The sequence below is a fragment of the Prevotella dentasini JCM 15908 genome (genome assembly GCF_000614065.1).
Classification (GTDB): Bacteria; Bacteroidota; Bacteroidia; order Bacteroidales; family Bacteroidaceae; genus Prevotella; species Prevotella dentasini.
The window spans coordinates 130,852-146,099 of sequence record NZ_BAKG01000005.1 but is presented as its reverse complement, the minus strand read 5'-3'; the positions used below and the strand labels follow the sequence as shown (position 1 = coordinate 146,099).

Annotated in this window: 9 protein-coding genes and 1 pseudogene; 3 read left to right on the top strand and 7 right to left on the bottom strand. The window is 52.7% G+C overall.

The features are described from left to right. Positions 1-174: 174 nt before the first annotated feature. The 5 genes and pseudogenes from JCM15908_RS12220 to JCM15908_RS12215 all read right to left on the bottom strand — a co-directional run bounded on the left by JCM15908_RS12220 (position 175) and on the right by JCM15908_RS12215 (position 8,818). On the bottom strand, positions 175-1,569 hold the full coding sequence (locus JCM15908_RS12220; RefSeq protein WP_051530753.1) for a TonB-dependent receptor: 1,395 nt from the start codon (positions 1,567-1,569) through the stop codon (positions 175-177). 235 nt (positions 1,570-1,804) lie between these two features. Beyond that, positions 1,805-2,380 carry a TonB-dependent receptor plug domain-containing protein gene (locus JCM15908_RS14050; protein WP_084607817.1) on the bottom strand — a complete coding sequence of 192 codons (576 nt, stop codon included), beginning with the start codon at positions 2,378-2,380 and terminating at the stop codon, positions 1,805-1,807. Then, entirely contained in the window at positions 2,377-5,418 is a 3,042-nt protein-coding gene (locus JCM15908_RS04080; RefSeq protein WP_159101299.1) for a T9SS type A sorting domain-containing protein, read from the bottom strand. Before JCM15908_RS04080 ends, JCM15908_RS14050 begins: the two co-directional genes overlap by 4 nt. Next, positions 5,406-5,738 carry a hypothetical protein gene (locus JCM15908_RS04075; protein ID WP_025002368.1) on the bottom strand — a complete coding sequence of 111 codons (333 nt, stop codon included), beginning with the start codon at positions 5,736-5,738 and terminating at the stop codon, positions 5,406-5,408. The genes JCM15908_RS04080 and JCM15908_RS04075 overlap by 13 nt, the downstream gene beginning before the upstream one ends. A gap of 246 nt (positions 5,739-5,984) precedes the next feature. Next, positions 5,985-8,818 (bottom strand): annotated as a pseudogene (locus tag JCM15908_RS12215) (putative LPS assembly protein LptD). A 309-nt stretch (positions 8,819-9,127) separates the two neighbouring features. Between JCM15908_RS12215 and JCM15908_RS04065 the strand changes: the two are divergent. Continuing rightward, positions 9,128-10,234, top strand: a complete 1,107-nt coding sequence (locus JCM15908_RS04065) for a carboxypeptidase-like regulatory domain-containing protein (protein WP_084607815.1) — start codon at positions 9,128-9,130, stop codon at positions 10,232-10,234. A gap of 347 nt (positions 10,235-10,581) precedes the next feature. Here JCM15908_RS04065 and JCM15908_RS04055 read toward each other — a convergent pair whose 3' ends face one another. Together JCM15908_RS04055 and JCM15908_RS04050 are read right to left on the bottom strand one after the other, a co-directional pair. Further along, positions 10,582-11,118, bottom strand: coding sequence for an HDIG domain-containing metalloprotein (locus JCM15908_RS04055; RefSeq protein WP_025002365.1), 537 nt, complete (start codon positions 11,116-11,118; stop codon positions 10,582-10,584). A gap of 177 nt (positions 11,119-11,295) precedes the next feature. After that, entirely contained in the window at positions 11,296-13,074 is a 1,779-nt protein-coding gene (locus JCM15908_RS04050) for a biotin/lipoyl-binding protein (RefSeq protein WP_025002364.1), read from the bottom strand. 211 nt (positions 13,075-13,285) lie between these two features. Between JCM15908_RS04050 and JCM15908_RS04045 the strand changes: the two genes are divergently transcribed. Beyond that, the gene (locus tag JCM15908_RS04045; RefSeq protein WP_025002363.1) at positions 13,286-14,104 is read left to right on the top strand and encodes a hypothetical protein; all 819 of its coding nucleotides are present in this window, start codon (positions 13,286-13,288) and stop codon (positions 14,102-14,104) included. A 294-nt stretch (positions 14,105-14,398) separates the two neighbouring features. Next, the gene (locus tag JCM15908_RS04040; RefSeq protein ID WP_025002362.1) at positions 14,399-15,214 is read left to right on the top strand and encodes a Nif3-like dinuclear metal center hexameric protein; all 816 of its coding nucleotides are present in this window, start codon (positions 14,399-14,401) and stop codon (positions 15,212-15,214) included. Positions 15,215-15,248 lie beyond the last annotated feature (34 nt).

Below are 15,248 nucleotides of genomic sequence, written 5' to 3'. Positions count from 1 at the left end.
GCTCCCTGAAGCCCGGAAAACAACGGCCAATCCTGCCGGAAATCGGGGCTGTCCCTACATGCCGGGGGAGGCAATCGGGGGTATCGTATTTATGCAGAGAACCAAAAACGCCCCATCCCGATGCCGGGGACGGAGCGTTGCCTTTATAACATGCCGGACGCAACGGCCGGATGGCTAAAACAGACAGGTGGCCGAAACGACGAAGTTGCGGCCCGGTGCCGATATGCCCGAGCTGTAATGACGATATCGCCGGTCGGTGATGTTTTCCAGTCCGGCGTTCAACACGAGGTGCTTTCCCTGCCGGTACTGCGCCTTGAGATTGAGCGTAATCCATGCCGGCGCATATACGTGGCCGTCGCTGTCGAGAGCATACATTTCGGTTTTCGACTTCTCCGACTCGGGCATGTCCCCGTATGTCCGCTCGGCCTGAAAACGGGTGGACAGCTCCATGGTCAGGTTGTCGTGCTGATAGGTAAGTGCCGCATGCCCGAAGAAAGGTGCGGCGTGTCGGATGGTGCTCCTCTCGCCGTTGTCCAGCTCTTCCTTGCCATGCTGCAGGTTGAGCTGCATGTTGCAGCCAAAGCCCATGGGGAGGGTGGCGCAGCAGCCGAACTGGAAGCCCGACACGTAGGCAGAGGCTGCGTTCTGAATGGCGAGGACCTTGGCGTCTTCTCCCTTATACACGATATGGTCCTGCCCGTTCACGAGGAAGTCCCTGCGCACCAAGGCATTGTCGAGATGGGTGTAATAGGCCGAGAGGTCGAGCTTGAGGAACGTGCCGAACGTCTTGGCAATGCCCACTTCCACATTGTGGGCGTACTCGGGCTTCAGTCCCGGATTGGGCACTACCACTGCACCGTCTACCGAATCGTAGAGTTTGCCCATATCGTCTACGTTGGGAGTGCGGAAGCCACGCCCGGCATTGACGGAGAGGAGCCAGTCGGAGGAGGGACGGTAGGTAAGTCCCAAACTGCCCGACACAGCCCCCTTGTGGTTGGACTGCTTGGGGTCGAAGCCCAATTCGAGGTCGTTGTTGCTGAAATCGGCCGACAGGCGATAGTAGTTGTAGCGCACGCCTGCCTCTATGTTCAGCTTGTCTGACAGTCTGAACAATGCTTGCAGATAGGCGGCATACGAAGCCCAATGAGATTGCGGATAACGGGCAAGGGCCGGTTTCGTCGCGCCGGTGGCGATATTCGTCTCCGTCCCGTTGGAGCGCACGTCGTTGCAGACATACTCAAGGCCGTAGTACAGCGAGTGGCGGGCCACGTTCTTGGTGAAGTCGAAGCCTGCGGAATAGGCATCGACTATTTCCTTGGTCGTGGTTCTGCCGGTCTTGTTGAACTTGCGGTCTATGCGGCTTTCCTCAAACCGCTGTACACCCAAGCGTACCGCCATGCGGTCGTAGAACAGATTCCCGGCAAGATGCTGCACGGTAAGCTGGTTGAGCATCCACACCTGCGGGCCGTAGTTCCATTCGCCATATTGGGGCAGACCTTTCTTGATGCGGGTGTGGCGGTCGTACCGGGCATAGTTGGACGTCGCAGAATAATGGAAGGCGTACTGCAAGTCCCACTGCCCGGTAGGCTGAAGCCTATCTTCTGCATCAGGTTGACTTGCGAATAGCCCGAAGGCGACTGCACCAGAGGGTCGGGATTGGTGACGGCAACATCCTTCTCGTTGTTCTGACGCTCTACCAAGTACGGCTTCAGATAGTCGTCCGGACCGTGCGAGCCTTGTTTTAAGTCGTCGAAGTCAAAGGAGCTGAAACTGGTGAGGAAAGCCCATTTGCGGCCTCCCACACTTACATCGAAATGTCCGGTGCGCTCGTTGTTGGCAGAGGAGTAGCGTGCCGTAGCACTGCCCCCCACCTTACCTTGCCGGCTACCGGCGAGAAGACGGGATTCTTGGTGGTAAAGCTCATCACGCCGCCCATGGCATCGCTGCCGTAAATGACGGAGCCGGGGCCAAACAGCACCTCTGTCCGCTCCATGGCGAAGGGGTCCAAGGAGATGACGTTCTGCAAATTGCCCGAGCGGAAGATGGCGGTGTTCATGCGGATACCGTCTACTGAGTACAGGAGCCGGTTGGTGGCAAATCCGCGTATCATGGGGCTTCCGCCGCCCAACTGGCTTTTCTGCACATAGACTTGTCCCGACAGTTCCAAGAGGTCGGCGGCCGTCTGCGGATTCTGGAACAGAGACTCCCCGGGCGTTATCACACTGATGCGCTTGGGCTGTTCCGAGATGTTCTGTCTCCATTTGCTTGCCGACACCACGACCTCGTCGAGCCTGACGGCTGCAGTGTCGGCCTGTTCGTTATTGGCAACCATTGCAGTGGTTGCCAATAATGCGGTACATAAAACTAAGGTTCTTCTCATTGTATGATTAATCTGCCTGTCTTCTTGAATGTCTTATTAGTCAATAGGTAGAAATACATGCCCGGTGTGAGCGCGTCGGTAGAGATGCTTGTCGTTGCCGTGGCAGAGACCGTCTGCGTGGCTACCTCCTTGCCGCCGGCACTGAACAGCTGCCACTTGCAGTCGGCATCGATGCCTTGCGGCTTCAGCGTGATTGTGCCGCCCCGGGGGCAGGTGTTGGCAGAAAGCACGACGTCGTGCGCCAAGACCTCCTGTCCGGCAATGCTCGTGGGAACGTCTTTCTTTCCTACAATCATCTTCTTTATGGTCTTGGTGTCAGAGCCTTGGGGCGTGGTAACGGTAAGGGTAACGTCGTAGCTTTGGTCGGCGGCAATGCGCACAACGGGGTTGCGGACCGTTTTGCTCGATACGCTCAATGGTTCGGGATCGAACTTCCATTCCCACGTGGCATCCTTTTGGTTCACGATAGAATAGCTGTCGAAATACATGTCGACATTGCCCTGATTGTCGGATGTTCCCGCGTTCAGAATCAAGGGCTGTGCTATGGGCTTGAACTCCGGGTCTTTCAGGTTTCTCTGCCAAATGCCGTTGTTGGTGGCCATGCGGATTTTGCCTTCTTTGTAGAACGGAAGCATGCGCGTAAGGCTGATGACCGCCGGCAGACCCTCGGAATAGTCCTGCCATCCGTCGGTGGTGTCATCGCAATAGTACACTCTGCCGCGCGGTGCCATAAAACCGAACTCGCTGCCAAAGGGCCGGGAGACGAAACCGATGGCATAGGCCGCATTTTTCTCGTTGCCGGTCAGGAACAAACGGGTGATGGTTACGGGTTCGTTGTCCTGTGTCGCCTCCGGGTTATTGTTGGGGAATATCAATCCCTTGCCCAGCTGTTCCCAAGTCTGGCCATTGTCCTTCGTTCTGTACACTTGGCCCGGTTCGGACGCAATTACCCAGATTTCGTTCTCATTGCGCGGATGAACAGCCACCTTTGACTTATACGCATTGCGCACGCCGTCAGGAATCTTATCATAGGCCTTGAAGCTCTTTCCGCCGTCCAAGGACTGGAAAATGTTGCCCGATGTGGAAACTACTATCTTGTCTGGGTTTGACCGTGAAATAACATGCGACCGGATGGGCGTCGGGAACTTGTAAAGCTGTACAAAGTTCTGTCCGTCATCTACGGTTTTCCATAAGACGCTGGTCTCGTCATCGTAAAAGCCTTTGAAAAGCAGGAAACTCTTGGCGTAGCGCGGGTCGAACTCCAACCCCATACCGTCAATGATGTCTTCGTAGGGGTAAGTCCAGAAGTCGGAGAAAGACCCGAACGTACCCTGCCAGTCATCAGGAAGAATCACATTCTTTGGATTTGTGTCAGAGAAGGCAACTTTACGGGGATTGCTCAAAAGCACATATCCCGTAGGTGCTTCGCCGCCGCCCAGATGAATGGAGGCACCATTATACTTATCCATTTGGGCCATGTCACCGTTGTGGTAGCGTCCGCCCACCATCACGTCTTCGTTCCAGCCTTGGTCAAATCCCCAGAACTCGCAAGCGTAAATACCATTGATGCGCGTCTCGGCCTGCTTGTCGAAGAAGTCGGGAGAGTAAATGATACCCCCATCGCAGGAAACCCATGTGTCGTCGCCCAATACTTTGATGTCCTGCATGTCGCAGTGCAAATTGAACTGGCCGGAGTAGCCGCCTTTTCTTATCAGCGTCTTACCGCCATCGTTCGACCAATATAGATCCAGCATGCCGAACATCACCTGCTCGGGGTCTTTCGACGAGGCGGAAATCAACATATCGTAATAGCCCTGCCCCATGTGGATTTCATAAGTAGGCATCTGCTTGATGATGTCGTCATGATGTTCCCATGTCAGACCACCGTCCTTGCTCTTGAACAATACCGGCGTGCCGAAATATTGGGATACTCTGTAAGAGAAGTCTCCCATATCCGTTTTACAGGCTATTATATAAATGTAGTCCTCGCCACCGGGTGCTTCCGACAGGCCAATACGGCCACATGCCAGATTGTAACCCAGCTTGGGCGAACGGTCTGCGAAGGTAGAGCCGCCGTCGGTACTTACTTTCAAAATAGCAACCTTATAGATATCTCTCACCATTATATATATAGTGTTAGCATCACCATGCTTGTATTTGATGTCGAAACACTCGCCATCGTGTTTCCATGTCCAGCTGTTGCCATTGTCTGTGGTCTGGTACAAGGCTTTTGTTGTCCCAACAAGCATGCGGTTGTCGTCTTCGGGGTGAAAGACTGCATCGCGGATAGTAGCACCGCCCGTTTCTTGGGGCGTAATGTCTTTCCAAGTTGCACCTCCATCGGTGGTAAGCCACAAGAGAGCACCTGCCGCGATGAGCACCTTATCGGCATTCTGCTGCGAAATCTCCACAGCCTTTATCGCTCCTCCAAAGAAGAAATCGGGAGTACAGGATATCCAGTTCTCACCCTTGTCCACCGTCTTGAACACCATACCTGTCTCCGTTCCACTATAAAGGATGTTAGGATTGGTGCGCGCAATGTCGAAACGCTGCACATTTGCCTGTCCGGGATACATCTCTTTGGTTTCCCGGTGGTAAGTGCGGAGCGGAGAAAGGACCTCCCACCTTGATGTAGCCACAGCGTCTCTTGTTTTAGACAACTGCTGGTGCTTGGCGTTGACAGCGTGCACAGCCTTTCTGAACTCGCTGAACGGAGGCATTATTATCCTTCCATCCTTCGCCACGTAGGGCAAATAAGTCCGTTGCCATCTGCCAAAGTAATTGATGACAGCTTTGGTCATGGGCGTCTTACGCTGCATCTCGGGATGCGTGTGCTTGAAATGCTCGAAAGAGTCAACCATGGCATAATAGTTCACATTCTCCACATCGGTCAGACGCTCCATCCACCGCGGTGCTCCTTTCGGTATTCCGGCCGGGGCATACGGATGATATTTGTCAGAACCGGCTTCTTGTGCCATTCCCTGAACTCCCAAAAGAAAGAAGCCCATACAAATGAATGATTTCTTTATTCTATCCATATTGTGTCGCATATATCTGTTTTTACTTGATATGAATAATTTAATAATGCCTGCTTATCTCTTAAGGAACTTGCCAAAATACTTATAGTGCTTCGTGTTGAGCTTATAAGAGTTTTCACGCGGGCATCGTTGTCGGCAGCTTGCCAAAGGGTGAACAGCGAGTCCATTTTATGATAGTTCACCCCCGTAAGGTCTTTCGCTATATCCTGCATCCATACGGGTGCTCCCACAGGAATCGGCTCGCGTGCATAAGGGTCAAGCAGCAGTTCCGATTGCGCCCTTGCATCCGTAATGGAAACAAATGCGGTTAATAAACCCATACAAGCCAACTTCCTTGGCAGGTTTGTAAAACCATGTAACATCTTTATGAAATAATGATAATTTAATTTCTAAGTACAGCTCTTAAGACTGCAAATATATAATATTTTTAGCATAACTCCAAAGAGAGATTCCCGCTCGGGAGAAATAACCCTAAAAGCCAAGGCTGCTTCTTACGGGCGGGTACACACATCTAAAGAAATGAAAGCTGCGGCTCTAAATAACCGAAGACCCGCCCATGAAAAAAACTAATACCACAATATGGAATTGCTGATACCGCTGTGCTTGTCGTACTTCAGCGCATCTGTCAGCGTAGATGCGTTGCAGCGGAAAGTAAAGTTATAAGACGCATAAGGAGCGAGAACGACCGATGCACTCATGTTGAAGCAATGAAGGTCGCGCGACAGACTTGCCGTGGTCATGCTCATAGCGTGATTCTCGAAATCGTAGCCCGTAGAGAAGTTGATATTCCATCCGTCGCTGATACGGATATTTCCGCTGACGTTGAGTGTCTGCGAGAACTTGTAGGGATAGCGCATGGTGTTGGTATTGAACTTCCCTTCATGGTTCTCGCGCATGGTAATGCCGTAGCCGATGGTCAGCGACCAAGGCATGGAGAAGCGCATATAGCCGTCTTCGTCGGTCTCGGCTATATTTCCCTTCTTCTTTTTGGCAGCATGCTTGCCACGCTCCAAGTCGTCGTCCATGTTAGACTCAATGTCCGTATCAGGACCTTCACCATCGTCGGCAGCCTCGTCTTCCTCATCGTCCTTGCCTCCGAACCACTTCTTCAGCTTCTCCGGATTGAGGGTGAACGAGAAGTTCTGCGACATACCCTGAAATCTCGGCAGCCTGCCGAAGCCCCATTCGGTATGGTTGCCCACGTAAGGCTTACCATTGGCATCAAGCTCGTAGGCATAGGTGGCGAACTGGGCGTTTACGGAGAATGTGTAGTTCTTCCACCACTTCAGGCGCAGGCGCACACTAAGGTCGCTCCACCGATGCCAGTCGGCAGCAGCATTGTAAGACATAGAAGCCCCCAACTCGTCAATGATGCTGATTTTCCTAAAGCCCGTAGAGTCCTTGTCGCTCTTCACCTTCATCTCGATGTTGTTGCTCACGTCCCACGTTATCATCTCCGTCTTGCCCCGGCCGGGAACTCCGTACAGCTCGTTCTCGTAGGGTGAATACTCCACCAGTTTCACATTGCCGTCGGCATCGGTGTACTGGTAGCTGTCGTGGTATCCATAGCTGCGTACTCCGAAATTGGGTGCATACGAGAAACTTACCGTCGGAGTGATGACGTGTCGGATGGCCTGTATCTTGTCGCCGAAGAGTTTCCGGCTCGGTGTCCAGAAACCATAGACCTTCGTACTGGCAGAAAGGTTCAGACTCCAGTTGTAGACGTTATGAAATCCGTAGGTCGTATCGCGTACCTCCTTGCCAAGTCTGCTGTCCCACGCACGCAAAACCTTCTTGGAGTACATGCGGTCGGTAAAGTTGAAGGAGGGCGAAACATTGATATAATTGAACAAGGTGAAGTTGCCCTGCACGGGAATGTTGTGCTGGAAGGCATTTCGCCAGTTCTTGATGAGATTGCTGTGAAGCAGCTTGTCTTCCGTCGTATTGATGGAATTGGACAGCTGTCCGGTATAGCTCATTGATATTTTCTCGTACCACCGTTCCTTGCCGACACCATTCCTGCGCTTGAAGGGATAGAAACGGCTGAGGCTGATGTTCAGGTCGGGAGGGTGAGCTGAATGGTAGAATCGCGCATGTTCTGCGCCAGATTGGCCGTAGTGCTGAGCGAGAGTCCTATGCTCGAAAAGTTCGTGCTCCAACTGACGGACGATGTACGGGTAGACTGGGTTAGCGTCTGCGGATTGTACATGCTGTTGAGGTTGTTGCGCTCGTAGCTTGACGTGGCAAAGTTGACACTGGCCGAGAGCGAACTGAACGGATTGGCCTTGGGGTCCTGCCGATGGCTCCATTGCAGCTTGAAGCTCTCCTGCCGGGAGTAGTCGGGCAGACCCTTGTCGCCCATCCGGGTGTCCTGATAACTGAAAAGGAACGAACCGGCATGCCTGTAGCGTCTCCGATAGTTGCTTGCCACGCTGACACCCCACGAGCCTTTGGTATAAATCTCGCCCAAGAGCTTCAGGTCCCATTTGTCGCTGATGGCGAAATAGTAGCCACCGTCGCGCAGATAGAAGCCACGGTCCTGCTCCTCGCCGTAGCTCGGCATGATAAGACCGCTCGAATATTTCTTAGAGAATGGGAAAAAGCCGTAGGGAATGGCCAAGGGCAACGGTACGTCTGCCACGACAAGATAGGCCGGTCCGAAGACAACGTCCTTGCCGGGACGTACCTTGGCACGCGAAAGGGCAATGTAGAAGTCAGGATGCGGAGCGTCGCAGGTAGTATAGCGTCCGTGTTCGATATAGACGACACCCGACGAATCGCGCTTGGCACGCTCACCACTGAGAAATCCTTCCTGCTGCTCGGTATATACGCCTTTGATAAGGCCCTTGCCCGACTTGAAGTTATAGGCCATCGTGTCGCTCTCGTAGGAATCCTTCCCCATCGAGAAGGTAGGCTTGCCTCGAAGTCCGTTCTCCTCGGTAGAGTCGGCAGAGCCTGTGGCACGGACAAGACTGCTGTCCATGTTGAGATACACCTTGTCGCTGGCGAGCTTCATGTTCTGATAGTCCACCTTCGACGAGCCGTAGAGATAAGCCGTACCCGTCAGAGCGTCGTAGACGAGAGAGTCGTCTGCCGAATAGACTACGGGCGACGTGATTCCGTTGGCACGCGACCGCTGCACGCTGTCGGCATGGATGGAGTCGTCTATAGCCTTATTATGGTGATAGATAGCCAGCTGAAGGGAGTCCATATTAGTTGTGTCAATGTCTTCCTTGGGAGCGTTCTCCCCTGTCTTTACACGTTGCAGAAGGGTATCGGACACGATGACACTATCCTTTATGGGGCTTCGCCTTGCGCCGTTCCATAAAGATGTATTGCTGCTTGCTATTGATAAAACGAACGTGGCAAGCAACAGGAATATGACAGTCTTACTTCTCATTTACCTAATGACGTGCAAATTTAAGGAAATAATGGCTAACTTTTGTCCTCTTTCGCCTTTTTAACGTTTTCAGAACAGAATCGTCAGGGCTGCCTCATCGTATGACAAAGCTTGTCCGGGGCAAGGGAATACGTGCAGGGGCATGCGGAAAAGGCTTAACTATCTGCCTTCCTGATTTTGCAGCAACCTAAGGCCGGAAGACCATTTCCATTCCGAACGACATAAAGTATTCGGCTATGAAAGCTGAAAATCGCAGAAATTATAGTATTTTTGTGGCGGTTTAGGCTATCCCTGAAACAAGGCTGCACTATGAATATATTTATACACAAATCCCCATCTGAATACTGGAAAGGCCCGAAACTTCCTGTCCTGCAAGTTTGGCTGACCGGCATAATCACCGCAATGCTCTTTCTACACACCCTTGTCTCCCAAGCCCAGAGCATTGAAGGCCGTATCGTAGACGAGGAAAGACAGCCACTGCCCTTCGCCTCTGTCATCATTGGAAAGACCGGCAGGGCGGTGTCTGCCGACAAGTCCGGAAAATATGCCATAAAGGACTTGCCTTCCGGGACTTACACCTTGCAGGCATCGTCGATAGGGTATGCCGTGCAGAAGAAAACGGTACAGGTGGGAGGGGACAATGGCCCGATAGATTTCCAACTCCAAAAGATAGAAACGTCGTTGGACGAAGTAGTGGTCGTCTCTGGCAACATGGCTTCCATGATACTCGACAAACTTTCTTCTACTCCCAAGCTAAAGCGTAGAATAAAGTCGTACCGCGCTGTTGCAGATTGCAGGATAGAGTCTGTGGGGAACCTTGCCGAGTATCCGGAGCTATTGCGAAAAGGTCTCCGGCTTGCCTCGGCGTTGTTAGGATACAAGAAGATATTCAAGTGCATGGAGGCGCATCCCGACATGATGATTAACATCAGGGGAGAAGTCAGCTTCGACAAAGGAAGCCTGTCGTTGGCGGACCGTGTGGTCTCCGACTGCAGCAGCGGCATTTCCGAGGCGGAGAAGGAAGCATTCTTGGACAAGAAATGGGAAATGGACAAGAACCTATACGACTATCTGTATGACACCATCAGAAAGTTAAAGAAAGAACAGCACAAGCCAGACGATAAGCGCAGACAAGGCAGCAAACTGAAATACTTGGGCACATACACCGAGAATGAGCATAGGATTCACGTGCTGAAGTCGAAGAATTACGAAATACACGTCGATGCAGACTGCTGGCAGATATATAGGATGAGCCTTTATGAGGAGAACGGGAGAAAGGATATAGAATGTAAGGAGTATGCTCAGGGCGTGTTCCTGCCTATTTACCTCCATCAAGAGGATATATCCGATTTGGATGAGAACTACAAATGGAAGATGGTGAATACTATTTCTTATTCAGTTCAGAATGTTCAATGACTGCGGCGGGGAATGTCTTAGACGGCAATCACCCCTCCCACAGCTCCCGACAGCATACCTTCGCCGCTTCGTTCGCCCTACACGCAAGCTGCTTTTGGAGCAAAGGAAAGCCCCCACGACAGGACAAATCGTCTGGATGTAATGCCCAGCAGACCTGAACGGAACGGCAACAGAATCTGGACGGATAACGAAAACGACACTTTGACACAGCGAAAACGGCACTTTGACTGCATGAAAAAGCCACTTTCGTTTGGCGAAAGTGGCTTCCTCACAAATTCAAGCCTGCATACCCGAAAAACGACTGCGAACTATCCTTACGGCAAAGGCAAGGATGACGTGCAATAAATCTATGCGAACAACGTTGCCCACTCGCGAAAACGAACAACTCCTTCCTCGCCGAACTTCGCCAGACTGCGCTCTGCCTGTTCGGCGGTCTTCTCATGGTTGAGCCGCGTCTTGGAAAAGAACTTATCGGCATAACAGACGAGCTTTTCCTCCATTGTCTCGGGCAGGAAGTCCTGATGGGGCAAGGGAAGACTCCGGGCGACAATGTCCCGTGCGGTCAGTCCTGCTCCCGTATGCCGTTCGCAGACCCGTGCATGCCGGGGAAAACCGGCCGCCCGAAGCATCTCTGCCCCGATGCGCCCGTGGCAGATATAGGGTGCGGTGCCGAAGCACTGGATTTCCGGAGCATTGCAGCGGACGATGCCGATGTCGTGAAGCATGGCAGCCTCTTCCACAAACTGGCGGTCGAGGTGCAGCCCGGGGTGGCGGTCGAGGATGGCCAGAGCCTTATCGGCAACGCTGCGGCTGTGAAGCAAGAGTATGCGGCGGAGTTCGTTGTCGTCGGGATAGTATTGGTTGATGATAGTCTGATAGTCCATTGGGATAACTGACAGGTTGACTGGATGACGAATTGACAGGTTGGCGGACATGCGGGCAGAGAGCTGCGAAGTAGCCGTATCGCCCTAAAAAGGCATAATTCATAACCGTTACTTCAACAGAGAGTATTCCCTTGCAGCAACAATTATGAATTATGATTCTTCTATTGTGAATTGGAGCTATGCCTCGTGCTCTCTTTCGATATAGGCAATCACGTCGCCCTTGTTGACCTTAGAGCCTTGCTTGGCGTTGATTTCAACGAGCTTGCCACCGAGGGCAGCCTGAACCTCAACAAATTCTCCCCAAGGAGCCTGAACGTAGCAGAAAGCGTCGCCTTCCTTGTATTCCTTGCCGATGAACGGCTCTGTAGCAGTCACAGCCTCACCGTCGCCTTGGAACTCCCAGAATATCTGTCCCTTGACGGGCGAGACGATGGCGTCGGCCTTGGCATGCTTGAAGGCAGCAGCCTCTTCGGGGCTTACCTTTGCACCGAGCTTGGCATCCTTGGCGGCCTGAAGGTCGGCAAGGAAATTCTTCTTAGCCTGTCCGCTCTTGTAGTTGCGGTACTGCTCGGGGTGCATGGCGAGTTCGAAGAGTTCTTCCTCGTCCTGTCCGTAGTCCCATCCGTTCTCGTCCATCTCCTTGCGGAAGTCGTCGAGGGCGTTGGGCAGCAGCGTATGGGGGTCGGCATCGGTAAATTCGAGACCCTTCTGTGCAGCAAGGTCCTTGAGTTCCTGACAGATTTCGCCCGGCACACGACCGCTCTTGCCAAGAATCATACCCCACATGGAGTCGTCCATCATCACGAATCGGCCCTTGCCCTGTTCGATGGTGAGGAGGTTCATCAGCGCGATGTTCTTGGTATACTGGGAGAACGGCGTTACCAATGGAGGATAGCCCACGCGAGGCCATACGTATGCCACTTCGTCGAAGAGCTTTACGAGCATGTCGTCAACGCTCAGTTCAGGTTCTCCCTTCTTCTTGCGGAGGTTGTTGATGGTGGCGCGGATACCGCCGAGGTCGGCCATCATGGACCCCATCATGCCGCCGGGGAGACCGCAACCGAGCAGAAGCGAACTCATAACCTTGTTCTGCGGATTGATGAAGTAGCCCAACCACTCGTCTATGAACTCCTGCGTCATGGCACGGGCCTTCATGTATGCGTCCATGTTTATTTCGGGTACGTCGAATCCTGCGTTCTTCAGCATGCTCTGAACAGAGATAACGTCAGGATGAACCTTGCCCCACGACAATGGCTCGATGGCTACGTCGAGAATGTCAATGCCGTTCTTGGCTACCTCAAGCATGGATGCCATGGACAGGCCCGGGCCGGAATGGCCATGATATTCGAGCAGAATGTCCGGGTGTTTCTCCTTGATTATCTTCGTCAGCTGACCCAAGAAGGCAGGCTGACCGATACCGGCCATGTCCTTCAGACAGATTTCCTCTGCACCGGCAGCGATTTCCTCGTCAGCGAGCTTGCTGTAGTATTCGAGCGTGTGAACCGGGGAGGTGGTGATGCAGAGCGTACCCTGCGGAATCATACCGGCTTCCTTTGCCCACTTGATGGACGGAGCTATGTTGCGGATGTCGTTCAGACCATCGAAGATACGGGGAATGTCAACGCCCTGTGCATGCTTCACGCGATACATCATGGCGCGTACATCGTCAGGCACCGGGTACATACGGAGGGCGTTCAAACCGCGGTCAAGCATGTGAGTCTGTATGCCTGCCTCGTGCAGAATCTTCGTATAGGCACGCACAGAGTCGTTAGGGTTCTCGCCTGCCAAAAGGTTTACCTGCTCGAAAGCACCACCATTGGTCTCTACGCGGGCGAAGCAGCCCATCTCAACGAAGACAGGTGCGATGCGTACCAACTGATCCTTGCGTGGCTGAAACTTCCCTGAGCTTTGCCACATGTCTCGATAAATGAGACTGAACTTGATTTTCTTTCCCATATTTCTTGTTCTCTTTTACTAATCAAAGGATTGCCCACATGCAATCCATCGTGCAAAATTAGATAAAAAAAATCAAAACACGGCTGCCCTGCTGTCTTTTTTGCAATAATTGACTATCTTTGCAAAAGAAACAGACAATGCCGCGGAGACTCTCCCAATGGTTTCCGGGCGGACTGCCGCTTCTCCTCTTACATTCAAAAACTATCCTAAAATGAAGAAAACAGCCCGGCTGCTACTCATCATGCTATCCGTTCTCTCGCTGACCGCCTGCTACGATCAGGCGGCCTCTGGCGACCGTGGTGCCATTGACAAGGAAACAAAACTGAAAGGCGACCGCACGCTCTACGGACTGGCATGCGACGGTTGTTCCGACTCGGTCATCGTCTTCCTGCCCAACGAAGGAGGCGATCCCGTGAAGTTCAACATCGTCAATGCCATGAAGAACAACAAGGTCTTCGGCGACATAGAGATTGGAGACGAACTGGCGATACTGGTTAATCCCCGCAACAAACAGGAGGCTACGATGGTCATTAACTTGGAGCAGATGAAGGGGACATGGACGTTTCAGGTCATTCCGAAGCTGAAGCCGAGTGCCACCAAGACCGAGGAGCAAATCATGGCGGAGATGACTGACTCGATGAAAGAGGCCCTTTTCGTTCCCCGCGAATACGGTTTCACGCTGAAGAGCTACCATCAGGCCTCGCCTGTAGGATATATTATGAAAGCCAATACCCTCGAAGACGAAAGCCCGGTGGAGTATCCGAAGGTTACGGTCTACACGAGCTGGCATATCTACAACGGGTGGCTCTACATATATAAGGATACGATTGACGAGAAGGGAAGGCGTATCCCGAACGATTCCGTCGGCCACGACGACGGCACGATGGTCTATCTTTCTGCCGACTCCATGGCTGCCCTGTTCGGCAAGAAAGTGATGCAGTATCACCGTAAAGCCAATGCCTTGGAGGCAAACCGCAGGGCGCAGGAGGCGGAAAAGGCAGCGGCAGCCAAGGATACTATCAAGAAATAACGACTGGACTTCCTACCCCATTCCTCCCCTACCCTATCCTGACGTATCACTGCCTGCCAGTTGAACAGCCTGCCAAGTCGGATGCACCGTACCATCCGGGCAAAAGCAGATGCCTCCACAGATTACCGACATAGCCCCAAAAGCCGGGCCGGAATCCCGAAGACAGACAATCAACATATAAAAACAACAAATTTTCAGCCCTGCAAAGGCTCACTGACTATATTTTGACGAAAAATAAGCATCCCGAAATTGGCAGAGAGGAATATATTTCGTACCTTTGCAGCCTAAAAACTTATGCGTAGCGTGAAAATAAAGGAAGTAATTGATGCCCTTGAACGATTCGCGCCTCTGCCCTTGCAGGAAGGATACGACAATGCCGGCCTGCAAGTTGGATTGACAGAGACGGAAGTATCAGGGGCTTTATTGTGTCTTGACGTAACCGAGGAAATCATAGACGAGGCCATCCGCAAGGGCTGCAACCTGATTGTGGCCCACCATCCGCTCATCTTCCACAAGTTGGCGCGGCTGTCCGATACCGACTTTGTACAACGCTCGGTGTACAAGGCCGTCAAGAACGACATAGCCATCGTAGCCATGCACACCAACATGGACGCGGTTCAAGGAGGCGTCAACTACAAGATGGCAGAGAAACTGGGACTTGAGAACCTCCGCATGATTGGCAAGCGGCAAAGCGTTCAGGCTACTGCCGACGGGCTGACCGCCGAAGGCAGCGAGGGCGTTATCGGAGAATTGCACGGACCGATTGCCGCCGACGACCTTATCCTCCTGCTCAAGGAACGTTTCGGAACAGAGTGCATACAGGCCAACCAGCTGCTGCGCAGAAGCATCCGCAAGATAGCCCTCTGTGGCGGTGCAGGCTCGTTCCTGCTCGGAGAAGCCATTGCCAACGGTGCCGATGCATTCATCACGGGCGAAATGCACTACCACGAATTCTTCGGACACGAGCAGGAGATACAGATTTGCTCCATCGGCCATTACCAAAGCGAGCAATACACGGCAGAACTCTTCCGCGACATCATAGAGAGAGACTGCCCGGGCGTAACCTGCCACCTGACAGACATCAACACCAACCCGATTATCTACCTATGAAAGCGGCAGCCCACTATTCCTTAGAGAAAACAAA

Coding starts and splice junctions, on each gene's coding strand:
- JCM15908_RS14050 (WP_084607817.1), bottom strand. CDS start 2,380: ATGAGAAGAACCTTAGTTTTATGTACCGCATTATTGGCAACCACTGCA.
- JCM15908_RS04080 (WP_159101299.1), bottom strand. CDS start 5,418: ATGGATAGAATAAAGAAATCATTCATTTGTATGGGCTTCTTTCTTTTG.
- JCM15908_RS04075 (WP_025002368.1), bottom strand. CDS start 5,738: ATGGGTTTATTAACCGCATTTGTTTCCATTACGGATGCAAGGGCGCAA.
- JCM15908_RS04065 (WP_084607815.1), top strand. CDS start 9,128: ATGAATATATTTATACACAAATCCCCATCTGAATACTGGAAAGGCCCG.
- JCM15908_RS04055 (WP_025002365.1), bottom strand. CDS start 11,118: ATGGACTATCAGACTATCATCAACCAATACTATCCCGACGACAACGAA.
- JCM15908_RS04050 (WP_025002364.1), bottom strand. CDS start 13,074: ATGGGAAAGAAAATCAAGTTCAGTCTCATTTATCGAGACATGTGGCAA.
- JCM15908_RS04045 (WP_025002363.1), top strand. CDS start 13,286: ATGAAGAAAACAGCCCGGCTGCTACTCATCATGCTATCCGTTCTCTCG.
- JCM15908_RS04040 (WP_025002362.1), top strand. CDS start 14,399: ATGCGTAGCGTGAAAATAAAGGAAGTAATTGATGCCCTTGAACGATTC.